This window comes from Xanthomonas sp. NCPPB 2250, assembly GCF_056725265.1.
The window spans coordinates 4,513,398-4,538,023 of the sequence record NZ_CM161520.1; the positions used below are offsets into that span (position 1 = coordinate 4,513,398).

General features: G+C 66.2%; 22 protein-coding genes. 14 read left to right on the top strand and 8 right to left on the bottom strand.

What is annotated here, in order from left to right; genetic code table 11:
• Positions 1–55: 55 nt before the first annotated feature.
• Complete coding sequence (locus AC1PMG_RS18340) at positions 56–1,750, top strand: proline--tRNA ligase (protein WP_342073010.1); 1,695 nt, start codon at positions 56–58, stop codon at positions 1,748–1,750.
• A gap of 249 nt (positions 1,751–1,999) precedes the next feature.
• On the top strand, positions 2,000–2,464 hold the full coding sequence (locus AC1PMG_RS18345; RefSeq protein ID WP_017914622.1) for an H-NS histone family protein: 465 nt from the start codon (positions 2,000–2,002) through the stop codon (positions 2,462–2,464).
• 57 nt (positions 2,465–2,521) lie between these two features.
• On the opposite strand, the gene AC1PMG_RS18350 is transcribed toward AC1PMG_RS18345, so the two are convergent.
• Positions 2,522–3,781: a threonine/serine exporter family protein gene (locus AC1PMG_RS18350; protein WP_043093281.1), complete on the bottom strand. Its 1,260-nt coding sequence runs from the start codon at positions 3,779–3,781 to the stop codon at positions 2,522–2,524.
• Positions 3,782–3,881: 100 nt separating this feature from the next.
• Between AC1PMG_RS18350 and AC1PMG_RS18355 the strand changes: the two genes are divergently transcribed.
• The 4 genes from AC1PMG_RS18355 (at position 3,882) to AC1PMG_RS18370 (ending at position 7,488) form a co-directional block, all read left to right on the top strand.
• On the top strand, positions 3,882–4,994 hold the full coding sequence (locus tag AC1PMG_RS18355) for an ABC transporter permease (RefSeq protein ID WP_481109788.1): 1,113 nt from the start codon (positions 3,882–3,884) through the stop codon (positions 4,992–4,994).
• 76 nt (positions 4,995–5,070) lie between these two features.
• Positions 5,071–5,886, top strand: a complete 816-nt coding sequence (locus AC1PMG_RS18360; RefSeq protein ID WP_481109789.1) for an ABC transporter ATP-binding protein — start codon at positions 5,071–5,073, stop codon at positions 5,884–5,886.
• Positions 5,887–5,890: 4 nt separating this feature from the next.
• Positions 5,891–6,817 carry an MlaD family protein gene (locus AC1PMG_RS18365; RefSeq protein ID WP_295936670.1) on the top strand — a complete coding sequence of 309 codons (927 nt, stop codon included), beginning with the start codon at positions 5,891–5,893 and terminating at the stop codon, positions 6,815–6,817.
• Positions 6,814–7,488, top strand: coding sequence for an ABC-type transport auxiliary lipoprotein family protein (locus AC1PMG_RS18370; protein ID WP_481109790.1), 675 nt, complete (start codon positions 6,814–6,816; stop codon positions 7,486–7,488). The genes AC1PMG_RS18365 and AC1PMG_RS18370 overlap by 4 nt, the downstream gene beginning before the upstream one ends.
• A 453-nt stretch (positions 7,489–7,941) precedes the next feature.
• On the opposite strand, the gene AC1PMG_RS18375 is transcribed toward AC1PMG_RS18370, so the two are convergent.
• Positions 7,942–8,517, bottom strand: a complete 576-nt coding sequence (locus AC1PMG_RS18375) for an alpha-ketoglutarate-dependent dioxygenase AlkB family protein (protein ID WP_481109791.1) — start codon at positions 8,515–8,517, stop codon at positions 7,942–7,944.
• A gap of 114 nt (positions 8,518–8,631) precedes the next feature.
• Between AC1PMG_RS18375 and AC1PMG_RS18380 the strand changes: the two genes are divergently transcribed.
• Positions 8,632–10,275 carry an electron transfer flavoprotein-ubiquinone oxidoreductase gene (locus AC1PMG_RS18380; RefSeq protein WP_481109792.1) on the top strand — a complete coding sequence of 548 codons (1,644 nt, stop codon included), beginning with the start codon at positions 8,632–8,634 and terminating at the stop codon, positions 10,273–10,275.
• Positions 10,276–10,286: 11 nt separating this feature from the next.
• Positions 10,287–12,353 (top strand): glycoside hydrolase family 99-like domain-containing protein, encoded by a 2,067-nt coding sequence (locus AC1PMG_RS18385; protein WP_481109793.1) that lies wholly within the window; start codon positions 10,287–10,289, stop codon positions 12,351–12,353.
• A 1-nt stretch (position 12,354) separates the two neighbouring features.
• On the opposite strand, the gene AC1PMG_RS18390 is transcribed toward AC1PMG_RS18385, so the two are convergent.
• Both AC1PMG_RS18390 and AC1PMG_RS18395 read right to left on the bottom strand, forming a co-directional pair.
• On the bottom strand, positions 12,355–12,993 hold the full coding sequence (locus AC1PMG_RS18390) for a CoA transferase subunit B (protein ID WP_267085167.1): 639 nt from the start codon (positions 12,991–12,993) through the stop codon (positions 12,355–12,357).
• Between the two features lies 1 nt (position 12,994).
• Positions 12,995–13,732, bottom strand: coding sequence for a CoA transferase subunit A (locus tag AC1PMG_RS18395; protein ID WP_481109794.1), 738 nt, complete (start codon positions 13,730–13,732; stop codon positions 12,995–12,997).
• Positions 13,733–13,865: 133 nt separating this feature from the next.
• On the opposite strand from AC1PMG_RS18395, the gene AC1PMG_RS18400 reads away from it, so the two are divergent.
• Positions 13,866–15,212, top strand: a complete 1,347-nt coding sequence (locus AC1PMG_RS18400) for a phosphohexomutase domain-containing protein (protein ID WP_481109795.1) — start codon at positions 13,866–13,868, stop codon at positions 15,210–15,212.
• A gap of 44 nt (positions 15,213–15,256) precedes the next feature.
• A complete protein-coding gene (locus AC1PMG_RS18405) occupies positions 15,257–16,660 on the top strand; it encodes a mannose-1-phosphate guanylyltransferase/mannose-6-phosphate isomerase (RefSeq protein WP_481109796.1) in 1,404 nt (467 codons plus the stop codon).
• Between the two features lie 87 nt (positions 16,661–16,747).
• Here AC1PMG_RS18405 and rfbD read toward each other — a convergent pair whose 3' ends face one another.
• From rfbD to rfbB, 4 genes are read right to left on the bottom strand one after another with little or no spacing between them, the layout of a single operon-like run.
• Positions 16,748–17,662: a dTDP-4-dehydrorhamnose reductase gene (gene rfbD, locus AC1PMG_RS18410; protein ID WP_481109797.1), complete on the bottom strand. Its 915-nt coding sequence runs from the start codon at positions 17,660–17,662 to the stop codon at positions 16,748–16,750.
• A complete protein-coding gene (gene rfbC, locus AC1PMG_RS18415; protein ID WP_481109798.1) occupies positions 17,659–18,216 on the bottom strand; it encodes a dTDP-4-dehydrorhamnose 3,5-epimerase in 558 nt (185 codons plus the stop codon). The genes rfbD and rfbC overlap by 4 nt, the downstream gene beginning before the upstream one ends.
• Positions 18,213–19,100: a glucose-1-phosphate thymidylyltransferase RfbA gene (rfbA, locus tag AC1PMG_RS18420; protein WP_481109799.1), complete on the bottom strand. Its 888-nt coding sequence runs from the start codon at positions 19,098–19,100 to the stop codon at positions 18,213–18,215. The genes rfbC and rfbA overlap by 4 nt, the downstream gene beginning before the upstream one ends.
• Positions 19,101–19,158: 58 nt before the next feature.
• The gene (gene rfbB / locus AC1PMG_RS18425) at positions 19,159–20,214 is read right to left on the bottom strand and encodes a dTDP-glucose 4,6-dehydratase (protein WP_279362452.1); all 1,056 of its coding nucleotides are present in this window, start codon (positions 20,212–20,214) and stop codon (positions 19,159–19,161) included.
• A 226-nt stretch (positions 20,215–20,440) separates the two neighbouring features.
• Here rfbB and AC1PMG_RS18430 point away from each other — a divergent pair, with 226 nt between their 5' ends.
• The 4 genes from AC1PMG_RS18430 to AC1PMG_RS18445 all read left to right on the top strand — a co-directional run bounded on the left by AC1PMG_RS18430 (position 20,441) and on the right by AC1PMG_RS18445 (position 24,434).
• Complete coding sequence (locus AC1PMG_RS18430; protein WP_010340209.1) at positions 20,441–21,187, top strand: electron transfer flavoprotein subunit beta/FixA family protein; 747 nt, start codon at positions 20,441–20,443, stop codon at positions 21,185–21,187.
• A complete protein-coding gene (locus tag AC1PMG_RS18435; RefSeq protein WP_481109800.1) occupies positions 21,187–22,125 on the top strand; it encodes an electron transfer flavoprotein subunit alpha/FixB family protein in 939 nt (312 codons plus the stop codon). Before AC1PMG_RS18430 ends, AC1PMG_RS18435 begins: the two co-directional genes overlap by 1 nt.
• A 187-nt stretch (positions 22,126–22,312) precedes the next feature.
• A complete protein-coding gene (locus tag AC1PMG_RS18440; RefSeq protein WP_481109801.1) occupies positions 22,313–23,131 on the top strand; it encodes an ABC transporter permease in 819 nt (272 codons plus the stop codon).
• Complete coding sequence (locus AC1PMG_RS18445; protein WP_481109802.1) at positions 23,121–24,434, top strand: ABC transporter ATP-binding protein; 1,314 nt, start codon at positions 23,121–23,123, stop codon at positions 24,432–24,434. Before AC1PMG_RS18440 ends, AC1PMG_RS18445 begins: the two co-directional genes overlap by 11 nt.
• Positions 24,435–24,626: the final 192 nt, after the last annotated feature.

Below are 24,626 nucleotides of genomic sequence, written 5' to 3' on the forward strand. Positions count from 1 at the left end.
GCAGCGCCGGCAATGACTGGCAAAATGGGCGACCCGCCGTCTGCGAAGCCCCTCGATGCGCCTTTCCCAGTTCCACCTGCACACCACCAAGGAAACCCCGGCCGACGCCGAACTGGTCAGCCACCAGCTGATGCTGCGCGCGGGCATGATCCGCAAGCTCGCCTCCGGCCTGTACACCTGGTCGCCGCTGGGCCTGCGCGTGCTGCGCAAGGTGGAAGCGGTGGTGCGCGAGGAAATGAACCGCGCCGGCGCGGTGGAAGTGCTGTTCCCGACCATCCAGCCGCGCGAGCTGTGGGACGCCACCGGGCGCTGGAGCAAGTTCGGCGGGCTGATGCTGCGCATGCAGGACCGCAAGGAACAGGACTACTGCTACAGCCCGACCGCCGAAGAGGCCGCCGCCGATTTCGCGCGGCAGGAGCTGAGCAGCTACAAGCAGTTGCCGGTCAACTTCTACCAGATCCAGACCAAGTTCCGCGACGAGATCCGCCCGCGCTTCGGGGTGATGCGCGCGCGCGAGTTCCTGATGAAGGACGCCTACTCGTTCCACATCAGCGACGAGGACCTGGCGCGCGAGTACGAGAACATGAAGGCGGCCTACACCCGCATCTTCACCCGCCTGGGGCTGCAGTTCCGCGCGGTGCAGGCCGATTCCGGCGACATCGGCGGCGACGCCTCGCAGGAATTCCACGTGCTGGCCGCCTCCGGCGAGGATTCGCTGGCCTTCTCCACCGGCTCGGACTACGCGGCCAACGTCGAAGCCGCCGTCGCCGCGGCGCCGGCCCCGCGCCCGGCGGCGAGCGAGGAACTGCGCAAGGTCGCCACGCCCACCCAGAAGACCTGCGAGGCGGTGGCCGAGCTGCTCGGCCTGCCGCTGCAGCGCACGGTCAAGTCGGTGGCGGTGATGGCCGGCGAGACCTTCGTGCTGGCGCTGGTGCGCGGCGACCACACGGTCAACGAGATCAAGCTGGGCAAGGTCGCCGGCCTGGCCGGCTACCGCATGGCCAGCGAGGCCGAGATCCTCGCGCACCTGGGCAGCGAACCGGGCTTCCTCGGCCCGCTGGGTCCGCGCCAGCCGATCCGCGTGGTCGCCGATCGCGATGTGGCGGCGCTGGCCGACTTCGTGGTCGGCGCCAACGAGCGCGGCTTCCATCTGGCCGGGGTCAACTGGGGCCGCGACCTGCCGGAACCGGACGCCGTGGCCGATCTGCGCAACGTGGTCGAGGGCGAGCGTGCCCACGACGGCGGCGAGATCCGCCTGGCCCGCGGCATCGAGGTCGGCCATGTGTTCCAGCTCGGCCGCCAGTACGCGCAGGCGCTGGACGCCACCGTGGTGGACGAGAACGGCAAGACCGTGACGCTGGCGATGGGCTGCTACGGCATCGGCATTTCCCGCATCGTCGCTGCGGCGATCGAGCAGAACCACGACGACGCCGGCATCCGCTGGCCGCAGCCGATGGCGCCGTGGACGGTGGCGGTGTGCGTGATCAATCCCAAGCGCGATCCGGCGGTCGACGCTGCCGGCGAAGCGCTGCTGTCGGAGCTGCAGCAAACCGGGCTGGATGCCGTGCTGGACGACCGCGGCCTGCGCCCCGGCGCGATGTTCGCCGATATCGAATTGATCGGCGTTCCGCATCGGGTGGTGGTCTCGGAGCGGGGCCTGGCCGCCGGCACCTTCGAATATCGCGCGCGCAGCGGCGGCGATGCCGAACACCTGGATCGAAGCACCTTGCTGGCACGCCTGCAGGCATGACGAAAGGGCCGGGAGGATATCCCGGCCCTTTTTCTTTACGCCGCCGTCACGCCTTATGGGGGAAACCAGGCGGGTATCGGCGCAATTGAATACGCCCGGCATGGATCCATAAGGACATATTCCAACGGCATTGCGACTGGAAATACCCGGCGCGAATAAGCCGGATATTTGTCAAGGCGATTCCGCATCATTATGATTCTGCGCTGCCAGGGAATGGCGGAAGGCCACCACCCATTTTCCGGAGTAAAGATGACCATCGATCTCAGCGGCCTGTCGGCCAAGCAATTGGGCGCGCTCATCAAGACCGCCAAGAAGCAGCAGTCCATCGTCGCCAAGCGCACTCCCATCGCCAAGGTCCGCACCCAGCTGACCCGCCTGGCCAAGAGCCACGGCTACAGCATCGAGGAAGTCTTCGGCGGTGGCGCCGCTGCCCCGCGCGGCCGCAAGGCCGGCAAGCCGGGTCCGAAGCCGGGCCGCAAACTGGGCAAGGTTCCGCCGAAATACCGCAATCCCGCCAATGCCGCCGAAACCTGGACCGGCCGTGGCAAGCAGCCGCGCTGGCTGGCCGATCTGGTCGCCAAGGGCAAGAAGGTCGACGATTTCCTGATCGCCGGCGGCGCCGCCAAATCCGCCGCGCCGGCCAAGAAAACCGCCAAGAAGGCGGTCAAGCGCGTCGCCAAGAAGGCCAGCAAGAGCGCTGCGCCGAAGGCCTGATCCGCCACGGCACCGCAGTCGAAACGCCGGCGCATGCCGGCGTTTTTTATACCGCATTCAAAGATTCTTGCGCGCCGGTACCAACAGATTGCCGAACAGCAGGCCGGCGACCAGCGCCATCACGATATTGGTCACCGTCAGCAGCGCCGATTGCCCGCCGAGCACGTCCTGCTGCTGGACCAGGGTCAACAGCCCGCGCAGGCTGGCACTCCCGGGCACCAGCATGATGATGCCCGGCAACCGGACCAGCGCGCCCGGCCGGTGCACGATGCGTCCGAACAGATTGCCGGCCGCGGTCAACACCATCGCCGACAGGAAGATGCCGACCGGGCTGCCCCAGGCGTCGCCGGCGAAGCGCGCGATCGCGTAGCCGGCCACCGAGGCCGCCATCACGAACGGATAATCGCGCAGGCTGGCCTTGAACAGCAGTGCGAACGCGTAGGCGGCGACCAGCAGCGAGGCCCATTCCACCCAGCCGTGCTGCGGCCGCGACGCCCGCACCATCGGCTCCAGGCCCAGCAGTTGCGCCAGGGTCACCGCGATCACCGCGCCGACGGTCAGCTTGACGATGGTGGTGACCGCGCCGGCGAAGCGCGCCGTGCCCGAGACCCAGTGCTGGCTGGTGAGTTCGTTGACCGCATTGGTCAGCGCCATACCCGGCAGCAGCACCACCAGCGAGGCGATGATCACCGTATTGAGATTCAGCGGCGCCACGAAACTGGCCACCAGGGTCGCGACGAAACCGGCCAGCAACGCCGCCAGCGCGTCGTTGGCTTCCTTGGTCGCCGGGCGCTTGTCGGTGAGCTGGGTGAGCACGCCGATCAGCAGGCCGATCGCGGTGGCGGTGGCGATATCCAGCCACGGCAGGCGCCACAGCCCGGCCACGCCGGCCGCGGCCAGGCCGAAGCCGAGCACCTGCATCGCCATCCAGCGCCGCCCCGGCGGCTGGTCCAGCTGGCGCAGCGCGGTGTGACCCTGGGCCACGCTCATGCGCCCGCTGGCCACGTCGTCGGCGATGCGGTCGGCGACGCTGAGCTTGTGCAGGTCGTTGTCGCCGGGCGCCAGCCGCACCACGCGGGTGATGTCGCTGGAGCCGATCGCCTTGGTCGGGTCGCTGAAGCTGAGGATCAGCCCGGTCGGGTTGGACCAGGGTTCGCAGTCCAGGTCCAGTTGCTGCGCCAGCGCCACCACCGCCGCCTCCAGCCGCTGCGCGGTGGTGCCGTAGGTGTGCAGTCGCCCGGCGATGTCGGAGACGAAGGCGATGCGCTGCGCGTAGGTCGCGTTGGCGGAGGGACTGACGGTGGGAGCGGCGGGCATGTCGGCTAGTATGGCGCGAACGCCGCGCCCGGCCACCCCGTCGCGATCACCACATCTGCAACACGGGCGAAACAGGTATGCTCGCGCACCGGACGCCCCCATGATCGAACCGCAACCGCCCAAACTCAGCCAGGACGACCGAGACCCCTCGCGGGTGCGGCTGACCGGCAGTTGGACCCTGGCCACGGCGCTGGCGTCCTCGGAAGTGCTGCGCGGCATGCCGGCCGGCATCACCGGCATCGATGCCAGCGGCATCGGCCAGCTGGATTCGGCCGGGGTGCTGCAACTGATGCGCTACGCCACCCGCAACGGCATCGCCCACGAGGCGCTGGATTTCCGCCAGGACCACCGCGCACTGGTCTCCACCATCGAGGACGTGGCCGACGACCGCCCCAAGCGCAAGCGAGACTACGGCTTCGCCGCGGCGCTGGAACGCCTGGGCTACGCGGTGCACCGCAACGGCAAGGAAATCGTCGCCCTGGTCGGCTTCCTCGGCGAGACCCTGGTCAAGCTGCTGCGGCTGCTGCACGCGCCGCGCCGGTTCCGCCTGACCGCCACCGTGCACCACATGGAGCAGGTCGGCCTGGACGCGGTGCCGCTGGTGGCGCTGCTGTCGTATCTGGTCGGCGCGGTGATCGCCTTCCTCGGCTCCACGATCCTGCGCGACTTCGGCGCCGAGATCTACGTGGTGGAGCTGGTCAGCATCGCTTTCCTGCGCGAGTTCGCGGTGCTGCTGACCGCGATCGTGCTGGCCGGGCGCACCGCCAGCGCCTTCACCGCGCAGATCGGCGCGATGAAGGCGCGCGAAGAGGTCGACGCGATCCAGACCCTGGGCCTGGACCCGATGGACCTGCTGGTGATCCCGCGGCTGGTCGCGCTGCTGCTGATGCTGCCGCTGCTGACCTTCGTGGCGATGATCGCCGGCCTGGCCGGCGGCGTCACCGTCGGCGCCTTCGACCTGGGCATCCCGCCGCAGATGTACCTGGCGCGCATGCACGACACCATCCAGATCCGGCACATGCTGGTGGGCCTGTCCAAGGCGCCGATCTTCGCCATCGTGATCGGCCTGATCGGCTGCCTGGAGGGACTGCGCGTGGAAGGCACCGCGCAGTCCGTCGGCGAGCGCACCACCTCCAGCGTGGTGCAGACGATCTCGCTGGTGATCATCATCGACGCGATCGCCGCGCTGTGGTTCATGAACATGGGGTGGTGATGGAGCCGGGATTCGGAATTCGGGATTGGGGATTGGTTGAAGCCGGGCGCTGCGCGCCGGGACGGGAGCGGTTGCTTTGACCAATCCCGAATCCCCACTCCCGAATCCCGAACTGGCCATCTCGGTGCGCGGCCTGGTCAATCGCTTCGGCACCCAGACCGTGCACGAGGAGCTGGACCTGGACGTGCGCCGCGGCGAGATCCTCGGCGTGGTCGGCGGGTCGGGCACCGGCAAGTCGGTGCTGATGCGCACCATCCTCGGCCTGCGCGAGCCCGATGCCGGCAAGATCCAGGTGCTCGGCGTGGATACCGATTCCGGCCGCCGCGCCGATCGCCTGCACGTGGAACGCAATACCGGCGTGCTGTTCCAGGACGGCGCGCTGTTCTCCTCGCTGACCGTCGGCGAGAACGTGCAGGTGCCGCTGAAGGAGCATTTCGGCGAACTGCCCGACAGCTGGCACTACGAGCTGGCGCTGCTGAAGGTGAAGCTGGCCGGCCTGCCCGCCGATGCGCTGAACAAGCTGCCCTCGCAGCTGTCCGGCGGCATGCGCAAGCGCGCCGGGCTGGCGCGTGCGCTGGCGCTGGATCCGCCACTGTTGTTCCTGGACGAGCCCACCGCTGGGCTGGACCCGATCGGCGCGGCCGCCTTCGACCGGCTGATCCGCACCCTACAGGAAGCGCTGGGCCTGACCGTGTTCCTCATCACCCACGATCTGGACACCTTGTACGCTATCTGCGACCGCGTGGCGGTGCTGGCCGACCGCAAGGTCATCGCCAACGCGCCGCTGGCCGAGATCGAGCAAGTGGACCATCCGTGGATCCAAGAGTATTTCCACGGCCCGCGCGCCCGCGCCGCGCGCGATGCCAAGACCGCCTGGACCGAGACCCCCTGAGCCCATGGAAACCAAAGCCAATTACGTGCTGATCGGCGCCTTCACCATCGTGGTGGGGATCGCGCTGCTGCTGTTCGGACTCTGGGCCGCCAAGTACTCCTCCGACCGCACCTGGCAGGAATACCGCGTGGTGTTCCGCGAGGCGGTGACCGGCCTGTCGGTCGGCAGCCCGGTGCAGTACAACGGCATCGCGGTGGGCTCCATCACCGAGCTGACCCTGGCGCCGAACGATCCGCGCCAGGTGGTGGCCCGGGTCCGGGTCAACTCGACCACGCCGATCAAGAGCGACACCCGCGCCAAGCTGGGCATCACCAGCCTGACCGGCCCGTCGATCATCCAGCTCTCCGGCGGCACCCCGGAAGCGCCGGCGCTGACCTCGATCGACAACAGCGATGCACCGATCATCCAGACCACGCCCTCGGCGCTGCAGAACATCACCGACACCGCCAACCGCATCGTCGAGCGCCTGGACGAAGTGCTCAGCGACCGCAACGTCGCCAGCATCACCGCCACCCTGCACAACCTGGAGACCATCAGCGGCGGCCTGGCCGACCGCGACCAGGGCATGCAGTCGCTGATCGTCAGCGCGCGCGACGCCGCGCGCAATCTGGACACCACGCTCAAGACCACCAACGGCACCATCCAGCGCCTGGACCAGAACCTGGTGCAGCAGCTGCCGCCGATCCTCAACAAGCTGGAGGACACGCTGAGCAAGCTGGATTCGGCCGCGGGCAATGCCGACAAGATCCTTGGCGAGAACCGCTCGGCGATCAACAGCTTCGCCAACGACGGCCTCGGCCAGCTCGGCCCGACCCTGACCGAACTGCGCGGCCTGATCCGCGACCTGCGCCGGGTCAGCGACCGCCTGGACAACAACCCCGCGCGCTACCTGCTCGGCCGCGACGCCCCGAAGGAGTTCAAACCCAAATGAAGCCGATGCGCGCCTTCCTCCTGCTCGCCGTGCCGGCCCTGCTGCTGGCCGGCTGCTCGCTGCCCGGCGGCAACAAGGAGCCGGTGACGATCTACGCGCCGGACGTGCGGGTCACCGCCGACCCGGCCTGGCCGCAGGTGAGCTGGCAACTGGCGCTGACCAAGCCCAGCGCCGCGCGCGTGGTCGACAGTTCGCGCATCGCGGTGCGGCCGACGCCCGACGAACTGCAGGTATACGGCGGCGTCAGCTGGGCGCAGCCGGCCACCGACATGCTCGAGGACATGCTGCTGCGCGCGTTCGAGGATTCCGGACGCATACCGGGCGTGGCCCGGCTCGGCACCGGCATCCGCGCCGACTACAAGCTGCTGCTGGACCTGCGCCGTTTCGAATCGGACTACGCCGGGCGTGCGGTGCCGTCGGCGACAATCGAGCTCAACGCCAAGCTGCTGTACAGCGCCGACCAGCGCGTGGTCGCCTCGCGCACCTTCCTGGTGACCGAACCCGCCGCCGGCACCGCCGAATCGCAGGTGGTCGACGCCTTCGGCCAGGCCATGTCGCAACTCGGCCACGACGTGGTCGGCTGGACCCTGCAGCAGGGCCAGGCCGATGCGGCGACCGCGCTGGCCCCCAGCGTGCCGCCGCCGGCCAGCCCGAAGCCGCCGCGGCGCTGATTGACTCCCCTCTCCCACCGGGAGAGGGGCTGGGGGTGAGGGTACGGCGGCCGCAAAGCCGTCTTCCCCAGACACCTCCCTAGCCATCCGACCCTCATCCGCCCCTTCGGGGCACCTTCTCCCGGAGGGAGAAGGGATCATGGCGTCGCTCCCCTCTCCCACCGGGAGAGGGGTCGGGGGTGAGGGTGCGGCGGCCAGGGAGCCATCTCCTCCAGACGCTTCCCTTGCAACTCGCACCCTCATCCGCCCCTTCGGGGCACCTTCCCCCAAAAAGGGGGCCGTGGTCCCGGAGGGAGAAGGGATCACAGCTTCGCTCCCCTCTCCCACCGGGAGAGGGGTCAGGGGTGAGGGTGCGGCAGCCAGGGAGCCATCTCCTCCAGACGCTTCCCTGGCAACTCGCACACTCATCGCCCCTTCGGGGCACCTTCTGCCGGAGGGAGAAGGGATGCGCCATCACACGATCTTGCGGAAGGTCAGGTTGATCCGCTCCCCCACCGGCCTGGCCGTGCGCGGCAGCGCATGCCGGTACAGGCGTTGGGTCTCGCCCGCCATCAGCAGCAGCCCGCCGGAGGTCAGTTCCAGCGCCTGGCGCAGTGCCGGCTCCTGACGATGGCGCAGCACGAAGCGACGCGTCGCACCCAGGCTCAGCGAGGCGATCACCGGCATCGGGCCGAGTTCGCGCTCGTCGTCGCTGTGCCAGCCCATGGCGTCGCGGCCGTCGCGGTAACGGTTGGCGAGCACGCTGTTGAACGCCACCCCGGTCTCGGCCGCCAAGCGCGCGCGCAGCGGCAGCAGCGCCTCTGGCCACGGATGTGGCGCGAAGCGGGTGCCGGAATAGCGGTAGCTGGCGTCGGCATCGCCGATCCAGCAGCTCAGCCGCGGCGAATCGACCAGCTTGCCGAACAGGCGGATCCGGTGCACCTCCCATGGCACGTCCCGCAACAACTGCGCGCACAGCGCCGCCGCCGCGGCCGGGTCCAGCCACTCGGGATACCAGCGCAGATCGGCGCCAGGCAGGTCCAGTTCCATCGCACCACGCTAGCATGCCGGCCACCACCATACGCCGGCGTGCGGAATTTGCCCCTTCACGCGCAAACCCTGAAAATGCAGGCAGCCAGAACGAGCCAAACGGGAGCGGAGCAGATGACGGGAACCGAGGGCGGCGCCAATGCGCCGGAGCCAGTGGAGCGCGACGTCATGGAATACGACGTCGTCACCGTCGGCGCAGGCCCGGCCGGGTTGGCGTTCGCGATCCGGCTCAAGCAGCTCAACCCCGACATCTCGGTCTGCGTGATCGAGAAGGCCAGCACCATCGGCGCGCACATCCTGTCCGGCGCGGTGATCGAACCGGCGCCGCTGGACGCGCTGCTGCCGGGCTGGCGCGAAAACCCGCCGCCGATCTGCGTGCCGGCGGCCGAGGACGAGTTCTGGTACCTGAGCAAGGACGGCGGGCACAAGTTCCCGATGGTGCCGCCGGGCATGCGCAACCATGGCAACTTCATCGTCAGCCTCGGCGCGATGTGCGCCTGGCTGGCGCCGCAGGCCGAGGCGCTGGGCGTGGAGATCTACCCGGGCTTCGCCGCCGCGGAGACCCTGCACGCCGAGGACGGCACGGTGCTGGGCGTGCGCATCGGCGACATGGGCGTGGCCAAGGACGGATCGCACAAGCCCGGCTACACCGCCGGCATCGACATCCGCGCCAAGGTCACGGTGCTGGCCGAAGGCGCGCGCGGGCATCTGACCAAGCGCCTGATCGCGCGCTTTGCGCTCGACGCCGGCCACGATCCGCAGGCCTTCTCGATCGGCATCAAGGAACTGTGGCAGTTGCCCGAGGGCCGCGTCAGCCCCGGCAAGATCGTGCACACCCTGGGTTGGCCGGCCGACAGCAAGACCTATGGCGGCAGCTTCCTGTACCACCTGGAGAACAACCAGGTGGCGCTGGGCTACGTCAGCGGCCTGGACTACCACGATCCCGAATACCGTCCGTGGGAAGCCTTCCAGCAGTGGAAGAACCACCCGATGATGAAGGCGCTGCTGGACGGCGGCACCATCCTCTCGGCCGGTGCACGCGCCATCGCCAGCGGCGGCTGGCAGTCGCTGCCCAAGGTGGAGATGCCCGGCGCGCTGCTGATCGGCGATACCGCCGGCCTGCTCAACGTGCCCAAGATCAAGGGCACCCACCAGGCGATCCGCAGCGGCATGCTCGCCGCCGAACACCTCGCTGCCGGTGCCGCGCTGGACCCGGCCGGCTTCGACGCGCGCCTGCGCAACTCGGAAGTGATGGCCGAGCTCCGCCAGGTGCGCAACATCAAGCCCGGCTTCAAGAAGGGGCTGTGGTTCGGCCTGCTCAACGGTGCCTGGGAGACCCTGGTCAAGGGCGCCTCGCCGTGGACGCTGAAGGTCGGCGCCGACTGGAAGAGCCTGGACCGGCTGGGCGAGCACGAGCAGCCCAAGCGCGACTACGTGCAGCGCGAGCTGGCCCCGCGGGACCGCCTGCAGGGCGTGTACTTCGCCGCCACTGAGCACGACGAGGACCAGCCGGTGCACCTGCACGTGCTCGATCCGCAGATCTGCGTGACCCGCTGCACCGAGGAATACGGCAACCCCTGCACGCGCTTCTGCCCGGCGGCGGTGTACGAGATCGTCGACGACGCGGCCGGCAAGCGCCTGCAGATCAACGCCGCCAACTGCGTGCACTGCAAGACCTGCGACATCAAGGATCCCTACGCGATCATCAACTGGGTGACGCCGGAAGGCGGCTCCGGGCCGAATTACCAGAACCTGTGAGCGGTCACCGGATGAGCGACTCCGTGTCGGCACGCCTGCGGGCAGGCATGTACCGCCTGTTGCGCATCGTCTTCCGGGCGATGCCGATCTCCGAAGGCGTGCGCGACCGATGGCGCAACTGGTTTCTCGATAGATACGCGAACTGGGTGCCGGAGGCGCCCAGAGGGCGCGTCGCGAGCGTCGGGAGCATGGCCCTGCGCCCTCTGCATCGCGCCGATGAAGCGGCGATCGGTCATGTGCCTTACCAGAAGGGCGTGCTGCCGTCGCCGCTGCCGGCGACCCTGGTCGCGTTCTATCTCCCGCAGTTCCATGCGATTCCGGAGAACGACGCATGGTGGGGCAAGGGCTTCACCGAGTGGCGCAACGTCAGCCGCGCCCTTCCGCAGTTCTATGGACACATGCAGCCACGGATCCCGGCTGATCTTGGGTTCTACAATCTGCGCGATCGCGAGGTGATGCGGCAGCAGGCGCAACTCGCCTCCGAGTATGGGATCGGCGCCTTCTGTTTCTATTTTTATTGGTTCGCAGGAACGACCCTGCTCGAGGACCCCATCCGCAACTGGCGCGATGACACGACCATTTCCTTGCCCTACTGCCTGTGCTGGGCCAACGAGAACTGGGCACGCCGGTGGGACGGCCGCAATACCGACATCCTGATCGAGCAGCAACACAGCGACGCAGACGATCTGGCCTTCATCGCGCACTTGGCCACCTATCTCGCCGACCCTCGCTACTTGCGCATCGACGGCAAGCCGCTGGTGCTGGTCTATCGTCCCAATCTGATGCCGGACCCGAAGGCAACGGCGTCGCGTTGGCGCGCGTGGTGCGCAGCCAATGGGATCGGCGAGATCCATCTTGCGTACGTCCAGGGGTTCGAGCGTCCCGATCCGCGCGATATCGGCTTTGATGCTGCCGTGGAGTTTCCGCCCAATATGAGTGCGCCGCCCTCGGTGGCTGGCGCACAGTTGTTGATCAATCCGGATTTTGCCGGGGAGGTGCTGGACTGGCGCGTCCTGGCGACCGAGATGGCAGCCAGGCCGTTGCAGGACTATCCGCTCTATCCCTGCGTCAATCCCGGCTGGGATAACGAGCCCCGCCGCTCCGGAAAGGGCCGCGTGTATCTCCATGCCTCCCCGCGCGGCTACGGGACATGGCTGTCGCAGACCATCCATGACCGGCTTGCGCCCGTTCCGACTGCGCAGCGCATGGTGTTCGTCAATGCTTGGAACGAATGGGCCGAAGGTGCCGTCCTGGAACCGGATGCGCGCCTGGGCCACGCATGGCTGGAAGCGACTCGCCGCGCATTGCAACCAAAGCGCCCCGCAAACGAACGCCCGCACGTCGTCATCCATGCCTGGTATGTCGATGTTCTGGAAGAATTACTGGCGCAGCTGCGCGAGGCGGCGTTCGACCACCAGCTCATCGTGACGACGACGGAACGCAACCTCGCCGGCGTCAACCTCGCCCTCAAACAACAGGGGATGGAGGCCGAGGTCGTGGTCCACGACAACCATGGCCGCGACATCCTGCCGTTCCTGCGCATCGCCGATCGCCTGCTCGATGCCGGTGTATCACTGGTGCTGAAGCTGCACACCAAACGCTCGGTGCATCGCCAGGATGGCGATCAATGGCGGCGCGAGATGGTGGGCAGCCTCCTCGACCGCGACCGGGTCAAGGCGATCGTGGAGGCCTTCCAGCAGCGTCCGGATCTCGGCCTGGTGGCCCCGGAAGGGCATCTCCAGCCCCTGAGCTTCTACTGGGGCGCAAACGAGCAGGCCGTGCGCGCCCTGGCCACGCGCATGGGTCTGGCGCAACCGGACATCGAGACCGCGGTCTTTGCAGGCGGCAGCATGTTCTGGGTGCGCCTGCAGGCGATTCAGCCCATTTTGGACTGCCACCTGCAGGCCGGCGAATTCGAGAAAGAGGCGGGACAGGTGGACGGCACCTTGGCGCACGCCATCGAGCGCCTGTTCAGTCTCTCCACGGTGGATCGGGGCTACGCCGTGACCAGCGCCGCCTCCCTCGTGGGGGCCGAGGACGCGTCCGCCGGCCCCTACAGGTACGCGCGCAGAGGCTAGATCACCCGGCCCGGATCGAGAACGGCACGCCGGTCTTGGCGACCAGTTCGGCCTCGTCCACGCCCTCGGCGGTTTCCACCAGCACCAGGCCGCTGTCGGTGACGTCGAACACGGCCAGGTCGGTGATGATGCGGTCGACCACGCCGACGCCGGTCAGCGGCAGGTCGCAGGCCGGTAGGATCTTGTGGCTGCCGTCCTTGGCCACGTGTTCCATCAGCACGACCACGCGCTTGACCCCGGCCACCAGGTCCATCGCGCCACCCATGCCCTTGACCATCTTGCCGGGCACCATCCAGTTGGCCAGGTCGCCCTTCTCGCTCACCTGCATCGCGCCGAGGATGGCCAGGTCGATATGGCCACCGCGGATCATCGCGAAGGAATCGTGGCTGCCGAAGTAGCTGGCGCCGGCGCGGGCGGTGACGGTCTGCTTGCCGGCGTTGATCAGGTCGGCGTCGACCTCGTCCTCGGTCGGGAACGGGCCGATGCCGAGCAGGCCGTTCTCCGACTGCAGCCACACGTCCACGCCCTCGGGAATGTGGTTGGCGACCAGGGTCGGCAGGCCGATGCCCAGATTCACGTAGGCGCCGTCGGTGAGTTCGCGGGCGGCGCGCTGCGCCATGTCGTCGCGGGTCCAGGCCATGTCAGGCGTCCTTCTGGCGCAGGGTGCGCTGTTCGATGCGTTTTTCGGGATGCGGGTTGTGCACGATGCGGTCGACGTAGATGCCGGGCAGGTGCACCTGGTCCGGATCCAGGCTGCCGGTCTCCACGACCTCCTCGACCTCGGCGATGCAGAGCTTGCCGGCCATTGCGCAGGCCGGGTTGAAGTTGCGCGCGGTCTTGCGGAACACCAGGTTGCCGGCGGCATCGGCCTTCCAGGCCTTGACCAGGGCCACGTCGGCGTGCAGCGCGGTCTCCAGCACGTAGTGCTTGCCGTCGAATTCGCGGGTCTCCTTGCCCTCGGCCACCACCGTGCCGTAGCCGGTGGCGGTGAAGAACGCGGGGATGCCGGCACCGCCGGCGCGCAAGCGCTCGGCCAGGGTGCCCTGCGGGTTGAATTCCAGCTCCAGTTCGCCGGCCAGGTACTGGCGCTCGAACTCCTTGTTCTCGCCGACGTAGGACGAAATCATCTTGCGGATCTGCCGCGTCGCCAGCAGCTGGCCCAGGCCGAAGCCATCGACGCCGGCATTGTTGGAGATCACCGTGAGGCCACCGACGCCGCTGTCGCGCAAGGCCGCGATCAAGGCCTCGGGAATGCCGCACAGGCCGAACCCGCCGACCGCCAGGGTCTGCCCGTCCGCCACCACGTCGGTCAGCGCCGTGGCCGCATCGGGGAAAAGCTTGCCGCGCCGCCCGCTCACAGGGGTAGAGGTGTCGCCCATTCGCCAGCTCCGCATTGGAATGTAGACAGCTAGTTTAGCCGCTCGGGGACTGCGACCCCCGCCGCACCGCCGCAACGACCGATTAAGCGCCGTAACGTTACACTCGGGTTTCCCCCAACTAGGACCCTCTTCCATGTCGCTTCCCGCATTCAAGGCCTACGACATCCGCGGTCGCGTACCCGACGAACTGAACGAGGACTTGGCGCGCCGCATCGGCGTGGCGCTGGCGGGGCAATTGGACAGCGGTCCGGTGGTGGTCGGCCATGACGTGCGCCTGGCCAGCCAGGGGCTGCAGGACGCGCTGTCGGCCGGCCTGCGCGCCAGCGGCCGCGAGGTCATCGACATCGGCCTGTGCGGCACCGAGGAAGTGTATTTCCAGACCGACCACCTGCAGGCCGCCGGCGGCGTGATGGTCACCGCCAGCCACAATCCGATGGACTACAACGGCATGAAGCTGGTGCGCGAGAACGCGCGCCCGATCAGTTCCGACACCGGCCTGTTCGCGATCCGCGACACCGTCGTCGCCGATACCACGGCGGCCGCCGAGCCGACCGCCGCCGAGCATCACCGCCCGGACAAGAGCGCCTACATCGAACACCTGCTCAGCTATGTCGACCGCGCCACGCTGAAGCCGCTGAAGCTGGTGGTCAACGCCGGCAACGGCGGCGCCGGCGCCATCGTCGATCTGCTGGCGCCGCACCTGCCGTTCGAGTTCGTGCGCGTCTTCCACGAGCCGGACGGCCACTTCCCCAACGGCATTCCCAACCCGCTGCTGCCGGAGAACCGCGCCGCCACCGCCAACGCGGTCAAGCAGCACGGCGCCGACTTCGGTATCGCCTGGGACGGCGACTTCGACCGCTGCTTCTTCTTCGATGCCGACGGCCGCTTCATCGAGGGCTACTACCTGGTGGGCCTGCTGGCGCAGGCGATCCTGGCCAAGCAGCCGGGCGGCAAGGTCGTGCACGACCCGCGCCTGACCTGGAACACCATCGAACAGGTCGAAGAAGCCGGCGGCATCCCGGTGCTGTGCAAGAGCGGCCATGCCTTCATCAAGGAGAAGATGCGCAGCGAGAACGCCGTGTACGGCGGCGAGATGAGCGCGCACCACTATTTCCGCGAATTCGCCTACGCCGACTCGGGGATGATCCCGTGGCTGCTGATCGCCGAGCTGGTGTCGCAGTCCGGCCGCTCGCTGGCCGACCTGGTCGAGGCGCGCATGCAGAAGTTCCCGTGCAGCGGCGAGATCAACTTCAAGGTCGCCGACGCCAAGGCGGCGGTAGCACGGGTGATGGAGCACTTCGCCTCGCATGCGCCGACGCTGGACTACACCGACGGCGTCAGCGCCGAATTCGCCGACTGGCGTTTCAACCTGCGCAGTTCCAACACCGAGCCGCTGCTGCGCCTGAACGTGGAAACCCGCGGCGACGCGGCGCTGCTGGAGCAGCGCACCCAGGAGATCTCCGAGCTGCTGCGCGGCTGATCCCACCACCCTCCCCCTAGACGCACTATGGAGTTCCATCGCCCATGAGCGACGTCCTTCCCATCATCCTGTCCGGCGGCTCCGGCACGCGCCTGTGGCCGTTGTCGCGCGAGTCGTATCCGAAGCAGTTCCTGCCGCTGGTCGGCGAACAGAGCATGCTGCAGGCCACCTGGCAGCGAGCGGCCCCGGTCGCGGCGCATGCCCCCATCGTGGTCGCCAACGAGGAACACCGCTTCGTCGCGGCCGAGCAATTGCAGCAGATCGGCGTGAAGCCGCATGCGATCCTGCTCGAACCCAAGGGCCGCAACACCGCGCCGGCGATCGCCGTGGCGGCGCTGGAGGCCGCGCGCGATGGCGCCGATCCGCTGTTGCTGGTCCTGCCCTCCGACCACGTGATCGGCGACGAGGCGGCCTTCCAGGCGGCGGTACGCGTGGCCGCCGTTGCGGCCGAGCAAGGCAAGCTGGTGACGTTCGGGATCAAGCCGACCGCCCCGGAAACCGGCTACGGCTACATCAAGGCCGCCGCTGGCGACGGCGCGCGCCCAGTGGAACGCTTCGTCGAAAAGCCCGACCTGGCCACTGCGAAAAGCTATCTTGCCTCCGGCGAGTACTACTGGAACAGCGGCATGTTCCTGTTCCGCGCCTCGCGCTACCTGGAAGAGCTGCGCAAGTTCCAGCCCGCCATCGCCGATGCCTGCACCAGCGCCTGGCAGGCCGCCAAGCGCGATGCCGACTTCACCCGCCTGGACAAGGACGCCTTCGCCGCCAGCCCCTCCGACTCCATCGACTACGCGGTGATGGAGAAGACCGCCGACGCGGTGGTGGTGCCGCTGGACGCCAAGTGGAGCGACGTCGGTTCGTGGTCGGCACTGCTGGACGTGTCGCCACAGGACGCCAACGGCAACGCCCACCACGGCGACGTGATCGAGATCGATTGCCGCAACACCTACGCCTACGGCTCGCGCCTGATCGCGATGGTGGGCCTGCAGGACGTGGTAGTGGTGGAGACCGACGACGCGGTACTGGTCGGCCACCGCGAACGCATCCAGGAAGTGAAGGACATCGTCGGCAGGATCAAGGCCAACGGCCGTTCCGAAGCCACCTGGCACCGCAAGGTGTACCGCCCGTGGGGCGCCTACGATTCGATCGACAACGGCCAGCGCTTCCAGGTCAAGCGCATCACGGTCAAGCCCGGCGCCACGCTGAGCCTGCAGATGCATCACCATCGTGCCGAGCACTGGATCGTGGTCAGCGGCACCGCCGAGGTCACCCGTGGCGACGAGGTGCTGCTGCTCACCGAGAACCAGAGCACCTACATCCCGCTCGGGGTGACGCATCGCTTGAAGAACCCCGGCAAGCTGCCGCTGGAGCTGATCGAAGTGCAGTCGGGCAGCTACCTGGGCGAGGACGACATCGTGCGCTTCGAGGACACCTACGGGCGCACCTGAGTCCGGCATCCGCCGCAAACGCAAAGAGCCGGGCACCGCCCGGCTCTTTGTTTTTCGGCTGCGTGGCGTTCTACCGTGTAAGCCGGATCAGGCGGCCGGCGCTGCCTTGGCGAGTTCAGCGATCACCTGGCGCAGGCCATCGCGCCACTGCGGCAGTTCCAGCGCGAAATCGCGCTGCAGGCGCGACACATCCAGGCGCGAATACGCCGGGCGCTTGGCCGGGGTCGGATACTCCGCGGTGGTGATCGGCAGCACCAGCGGCGCGCGCGGCAACAAGCCCGCCGCCACCGCCTCGGCAAAGATCGCCTCGGCGAAGCCGTGCCAGGTGGTCTCGCCGGCCGCGGTCAGGTGCCAGGTGCCGGACGGCAGCGTCGCGCGCTGGGACAGCACGCGCGCGGTGACATCGGCGATCAGGGCCGCCGGGGTCGGCGTGCCGACCTGATCGGCGACCACCCGCAGTTCGTCGCGGTCGGCGCCGACGCGCAGCATGGTGCGCAGGAAATTGTTCCCGTGCGCGGCATACACCCAGGCGGTACGGAAAATCAGGTGCTGCGCACCGGACGCGCGGATCGCCTGCTCGCCGGCCAGCTTGGTGACGCCGTACACTCCCAGCGGCGCGGTGGGCGCATCCTCGGGATAGGGTTGCGTGCCCTGCCCGTCGAACACGTAGTCGGTGGAGTAATGCACCAGCGGCACGCCATGCGCCGCGCACCAGGCAGCGATCGCCGCCGGCGAGTCGGCATTGGCGCGGTGCGCCGCCTCGGCGTCCTGCTCGGCGCGATCGACCGCGGTGTAGGCCGCGGCGTTGACCACCGCCGATGGCCGCAGCCGGTCCAGCAGCGCGACCAGGGTCTGCGGCTGGTCGAAATCGGCGCGCTCGCAGGCGCTGCCGTCGGGCAACTGGCCGCTGCGCGTGGTCGCGACCACCGGCCCCTGCCCGGCCAGCGCCCGCAGCAGTTCCTGCCCGACCTGGCCGTTGCCGCCGAAGACCAGCATGCTCATGGCTGGTAGACCGGCAGACGCTCGACCGGGATGTCGGCGAGGAACGGCGCAACCGCGTCCTTGCCCGACAGCACCGGCTCGCTGATCGGCCAGTCCACGCCGATCGCGGCGTCGTCCCAGCGCACGCCAGCATCGGCTTCCTTGACGTATACGTCGGTGCACAGATAGCTGAATACCGCCCGCTCCGACAGCACGGCAAACCCGTGGGCGAAGCCTTCCGGAATCCAGAACTGCTTCTTGTTCTCCGCGCTCAGCACCACCGCAGCCCAACGGCCGAAGTGCGGCGAGCCATGGCGGATGTCGACGGCGACGTCGTATACCTCGCCCTCCAGCACGCCGACCAGCTTGCCCTGGGGCCGCGGCCACTGGTAATGCAGGCCACGCAGCACGCCCTTGGCCGAGGTGGAGACATTGCTCTGCACGAACTTGGTGGGCAGCCCGTGCTCGCCGAAACGCGCGGCGTTCCAGGTCTCGAAGAAATAGCCACGCGCGTCGCCGAACACCGCCGGCTCGATCGCCACGCAGCCAGGCAGCTTGGTTTCAATCACTTTCACGGAACAGTTCCTCGTACAGCCAGTTCATGCAGGTAGTTGCCATAAGCGTTCTTACGCAACGGAGCGGCAAGTTTCTCCAGTTGCACCGCATCGATCCATCCATTCCCGAATGCGATCTCTTCCGGGCAGCAGACCTGTAGGCCCTGCCGCGACTGGATGGTCTCGATGAAATTACACGCTTCGTGCAGCGACTGGTGGGTGCCGGTATCCAGCCATGCATAGCCGCGACCCAGCGCTTCCAGATGCAGTTCGCCGGCTTCCAGGTAACGGCGATTGAGATCGGTGATCTCCAGTTCGCCGCGCGGCGAGGGCTTCAGTTCCGCGGCATGGTCGCTGGCCCGGCCATCGTAGAAATACAGGCCGGTGACGGCGTAGTGGGAGCGAGGCTTGGCCGGCTTTTCCTCAATGTCGATGACCTTGCCGGACGCATCGAACTCGGCCACGCCGTAGCGCTCGGGGTCGTTGACCCAGTAGCCGAACACGGTGGCGCCCTGTTGCCGCGCATCGGCACGCTGCAGGGTCTCGGTCAGACCATGGCCGTGGAAGATGTTGTCGCCCAGCACCAGGCAGCTCGGCTTGCCGGCGACGAAGTCGCGGCCGATCAGGTAGGCCTGGGCGAGCCCGTCCGGGCTCGGCTGCACCGCGTACTGGATGTCCATGCCCCACTGCGCGCCATCGCCCAGCAGCGCCTGGAACAGCGCCTGCTCGTGCGGGGTATTGATGATCAGCACCTCGCGGATGCCGGCCAGCATCAGTACGCTGAGCGGGTAGTAGATCATCGGCTTGTCGTACACCGGTAGCAGTTGCTTGCTGACGCCCTTGGTGATCGGGTACAGCCGCGTGCCGGAGCCGCCAGCGAGGATGATGCCCTTGCGTTGTGTCATGAGGTATTTCCTGGTGAAGTCCGCGCGCGCATGGGCGGACTCTTGCGAGGGACTGCCGTTATGCCGCGGTACCGATGCGTTCCAGCCGATAGCTGCCGTCGAGCACGCCCTGCACCCAGTCCTGGTGGCTCAGGTACCAGTCCACGGTGAGCGCGATGCCGTGTTCGAAGGTGTACTGCGGCTCCCAGCCCAGTTCGTTCTTCAGCTTGGACGCATCGATGGCGTAGCGGCGGTCGTGGCCGGGCCGATCGGCGACGTAGGTGATCTGGCTGGCGCGCGGCTTGCCGTCCTCGCGCGGACGCCGCGCGTCCAGCAGCGCGCAGATCGCCTGCACCACCTCGATGTTCTGCTTCTCCGAATTGCCGCCGACGTTGTAGGTCTCGCCGACCTTGCCCTTGGCCAGCACGGTGCGGATCGCCTCGCAGTGGTCGCCGACGAACAGCCAGTCGCGCACCTGCTTGCCGTCGCCGTACACCGGCAGCGGCTCGCCGGCCAGCGCCTTGGCGATCACCAGCGGGATGAGCTTTTCGGGGAAGTGGTACGGGCCGTAGTTGTTGGAGCAGTTGGTGGTCAGCACCGGCAGGCCGTAGGTGTGGTGGAACGCGCGCACCAGGTGGTCGGACGCGGCCTTGGACGCCGAATACGGCGAGTTCGGCGCATACGGCGTGGTTTCGCTGAACTTGCCGGTCTCGCCGAGCGTGCCGTAGACCTCGTCGGTGGACACGTGCAGGAAGCGGAACGCGTCGCGGCGGTCCTCCGGCAGCGCCTTCCAGTGATCGCGCACCGACTCCAGCAGACCGAGGGTGCCGACCACGTTGGTCTGGATGAAGGCACCGGGCCCGTCGATAGAGCGATCCACGTGGCTTTCGGCGGCAAAATTGACCACGGCGTCGGGCTGGTGCTCGGCGAGCAGGCGGCCCACCAGATCGCGATCGCCGATATCGCCGTGCACGAACACATGGTCCGGGTTGCCATCCAGCGACGCCAGCGTGTTCAGGTTCCCGGCATAGGTCAGCGCGTCCAGGTTGATCACACGGATGCCGCGCGCCACCGCCTCGAGCACGAAATTACCGCCGATGAAACCGGCACCGCCGGTCACGAGCCAAGTCGCCACTGTGTGTCTCTCCTGATTCGGCGCCGTCGGCGCCTGATATTCAAACCACACAGGATATACGCTTTGTATGAACCGGTCGTGGTCGCCGCATGCGGCGACCACGACCCGCCGAATGGCCCACCATACGCCCTCGCATGGTCCCCCGCGCCCGGTTAGAATCCTCCGACTGCCCCGTGCCAGCCGCCGCGGCCGGGCCTTCCCGCACTGCTGAAGGATCTCGTACACGATGAAAATCCTCGTCGCCTACAAGCGCGTGGTGGACTACAACGTCCGCATCCAGGTCAAGCCGGACGGCTCCGGCGTGGTCACCGAGGGCGTCAAGCTCTCCGCCAACCCGTTCGACGAAATCGCCTTGGAAGAGGCGCTGCGCCTGCGCGACGCCGGCATCGCCAGCGAGGTGGTGGTCGCCACCATCGCCCCGGCCGACGCCGCCGCGCACCTGCGCAACGGCCTGGCGATGGGCGCCAACCGCGCCATCCACGTGGTCGCCGACGCGGCGATCCAGCCGCTGACCGCCGCGCGCACCCTGCTCAAGCTGGTCGAGCAGGAGCAGCCGGACCTGGTCATCCTGGGCAAGCAGGCGATCGACGACGACGCCAACCAGACCGGGCAGATGCTGGCCACGCTGTGGGGCCGGCCGCAGGCGACCTTCGCCGGCAAGTTGGTGGTGGCCGACGGCAAGGCCACGGTGACCCGCGAGGTCGACGCCGGCCTGGAGACCCTGGAAGTGGACCTGCCGGCGGTGGTCACCACCGACCTGCGCCTGAACGAGCCGCGCTTCATCAAGCTGCCGGACATCATGAAGGCCAAGAGCAAGCCGCTGCAGACGCTGGCCTTCGCCGATCTGGGCGTGGAGGCCAACGACAGCCTCACCACCACCCACTACGCCCCGCCGGCCAAGCGCAGCCGCGGCGTGATGGTCAAGGATGCCGCCGAACTGGTGGCCGCACTCAAGCAAAAGGGGTTGCTGTAATGGCCAAGATCCTCGTCATCGCCGAACATCTCAACGGGCAGCTCAACGCCGCCACCGCCAAGTGCGTCAGCGCCGCGCAGGCGCTGTCGGCCGAGGCCATCGACATCGTGGTGCTGGCTTCCGATCCGGCCGCGGTGGCCGCCCAGGCCGCGCAGATCGCGGGTGTCGCCCGCGTCCTCACCGTCGCCAACCCCGCCAACGAGCACGCCATCGCGCAGGTGCTGGGACCGCAGATCGCCGCCCTGGCGACCGGCTACACCCACGTGTTCGGCCCCTCCACCACGTTCGGCAAGGACCTGATGCCGGTGGTGGCCGCCCTGCTCGGCGTCAACCAGATCTCCGACCTGATGGCCGTGGACGGCGACTACGCGTTCAAGCGTCCGATCTACGCCGGCAACGCCATCATCAGCGTGCAGGCCCCGGCCGACCAGATCGTGGTAGCCACCGTGCGCATCGCCTCCTGGCCGGAAGCGGCGCAGGGCGACAGCGCGGTGGTCGAAGCGGCCAGCGTGGACGCGACGCTGCCGAGCCACACCCGCTTCGTCGGCCTGGCCGCGGGCAAGTCCGATCGCCCCGACCTGCAGAGCGCCAAGCGCGTGGTTTCCGGCGGCCGCGGTGTCGGCTCGGCGGAGAATTTCCAGATCGTCTACCAACTCGCCGACAAGCTAGGCGCGGCGGTCGGCGCCTCGCGCGCGGCGGTCGACGCCGGCTACGTCCCCAATGAGCTGCAGGTCGGCCAGACCGGCAAGATCATCGCGCCGGAGCTGTATGTGGCGATCGGCATTTCCGGCGCCATCCAGCACCTGACCGGCATCAAGGACGCCGGCACCATCGTCGCGATCAACAAGGACCCGGAATCGCCGATCTTCGAGATCGCCGATATCGGCCTCGTCGGCGACCTGTTCACGGTGTTGCCGGAACTGGAAAAACTGACGTAGGCTTTCTGCGCCCGCTTTAACAAGCGGGCGCTATGCATCTGCATTGCACGGCGCCGATTCCCAAACCAAATGCGCGATGAACACTGACTAACGAGTTGGGTGCCCGCCAATGTGTTTCAGTACTCTACGGCGAGCACACCAGCCACTACCGCAGTAGACTAATGGGTCGCCCATACACAGCTTGATGATGGAACCCTACTCCGGCTCCCCGAGCTACCTAGTTAAAAGTCTTCTTACGAATCGCAAGCTTACCGTCGCACTGACCGCGCGAGAGATTTCAGCACGATATAGAGGCTCTCTTCTCGGCCTTACTTGGACATTGGTCCAGCCGATATTCATGCTTGCAATCTACACATTCGTTTTCAGCGAAGTTTTTAAAGCAAGATGGCCAGGTGGTAGCGGAACCCGGACAGAGTTTGCGCTAGTCTTATTCAGTGGACTATTAGTGTTCAACTTCTTCTCTGATGTATTTAACAGGGCGCCGCAACTCATCATAAGCAATTCAAACTATGTCAAAAAGGTAGTTTTTCCTCTTGAAATCCTGCCCGTTGTTAGCATGCTAACCTCGCTATTTAGCCTGACTATCAATCTCGCAGTATGGCTAGTATTTTATATAATTTCCTACGGCCCGCCCCCAATGACGGCGCTATTATTACCCATGGTCATATTACCAGCCCTGCTATTCATGACGGGATTGGGGTGGCTCTTATCAGCACTTGGCGTATTCCTGCGAGATACCACTCAGATCACTGCAATCATTACCACTGCGGTAATGTTCTTGACCCCAATTTTTTACCCTATCGACGCCATACCTGCATCGCTACGCCCATTTCTTAACGTAAACCCTTTGGCGCCGGTCATTGCCCAGATGCGCGACGTTCTCATCTGGGGCCATGCATTAGATCCCATTGAATATATGCTTTGCTTGACAATATCACTTCTGGTCTTCGTTGCCGGATTTGCATTCTTCCAGAAGACAAGAAAGGGATTTTCAGATGTGCTCTGACGTAGCAATCGAAGTGGAAGATCTTGGCAAGTGCTTCAATGTCTACGACAAGCCGATTCATCGCCTGAAGCAAATGCTTTGGCGCAATCACCGACGATACTACCGAGAATTCTGGGCACTCCGCAGGGTGAACTTCTCGATCAAACGCGGCGAGACGGTCGGCATCATCGGACGTAATGGTTCTGGAAAATCAACACTCCTTCAAATGATTTGTGGAACTTTAACGCCAACCGAAGGAAATATTGCAGTAAATGGTCGCATTGCAGCTTTGCTAGAGCTTGGGGCAGGCTTTAATCCGGAATTTTCAGGCCGGGAAAATGTTTATCTTGCTGCCTCGCTATATGGATTAGAAAAAGAAACCATCACTGCCCGACTGAATTCTATAGCCGCATTCGCTGACATCGGCGAATTTATTGAGCAGCCTGTCAAATCGTACTCAAGCGGAATGTATGTCCGCCTTGCATTTGCAGTGATTGCCCATGTCGATGCTGACATACTCGTGATCGACGAAGCTCTCAGCGTTGGAGATGCATTCTTCCAGCAAAAGTGCATGCGCTTTCTTTCCAACTTCCAAAGAGAGGGCGGTACGCTGCTATTCGTCAGTCATGACATGGGAGCCGTAAATGCATTGTGTAAATCAGCCGTTCTCCTACGCCGCAATAAGTCCGAGTATAGCTGCGATACGGGAAGTGCAAAAGACATCTCTGCGCTTTATCTCAGAGATTTGTACACTGATCGCACGACCTCGACAGTAATAAATAGCTCTTCATCGAAGGAAGGGGCTTACGACAGCAAAAACATTGAGCCCACTCGTTTTCATGTCAGTCCATTTCGCGCGGAGGCTGATGGTTTCGGTGCCGGCGGCGCCTCTATTGAATCAGTAGTTATCAGCGACATCCAAGGCGCGCCACTTGCGGAATTCGACTCCTTAACGGACGTCCGCCTAGTTATTACATGTCGAACCAGAAAGCCATTGATGTATCCGGCGATTGGATTCATGCTTAAAGACCGGAAAGGGCAATATATTCTAGCGGAAAGCTCAGACAGCTATCTTAGGGAAGACGCAATAAGCGTAGAGGAAAATTCGCTTATCTCCGCAACATTTCAAATGCGATTCCCCCGTCTTGTACGCGGAGAGTACAGTATCGATGTCGCTTTAGCAGAAGGCCCCGGAGAAGATCATATTCAGCACCACTGGCTGCACGATGTGGTTTTACTGACCGCAATAAATACGCAGTTAGTGCATGGGATATCTGGCGCACAGCCGCTATCCGTAGCGTTTCACTCTAGGCGAGATGAGTGATTATCAAAAACCCCTAATCTCAATCGTCAATTTCCGCCACCGCAATAGGGCTACCCTACCCCGTAGCAACCATACGGGGCAGAGACCACAATACCCTCAAACGTCGGCGTTTACCCCTATCGGGCATAACGACTAGACAACATCTCCAGCTTTGCCAGACTTATCATATTTCCCGCAAACGCTACACGCATA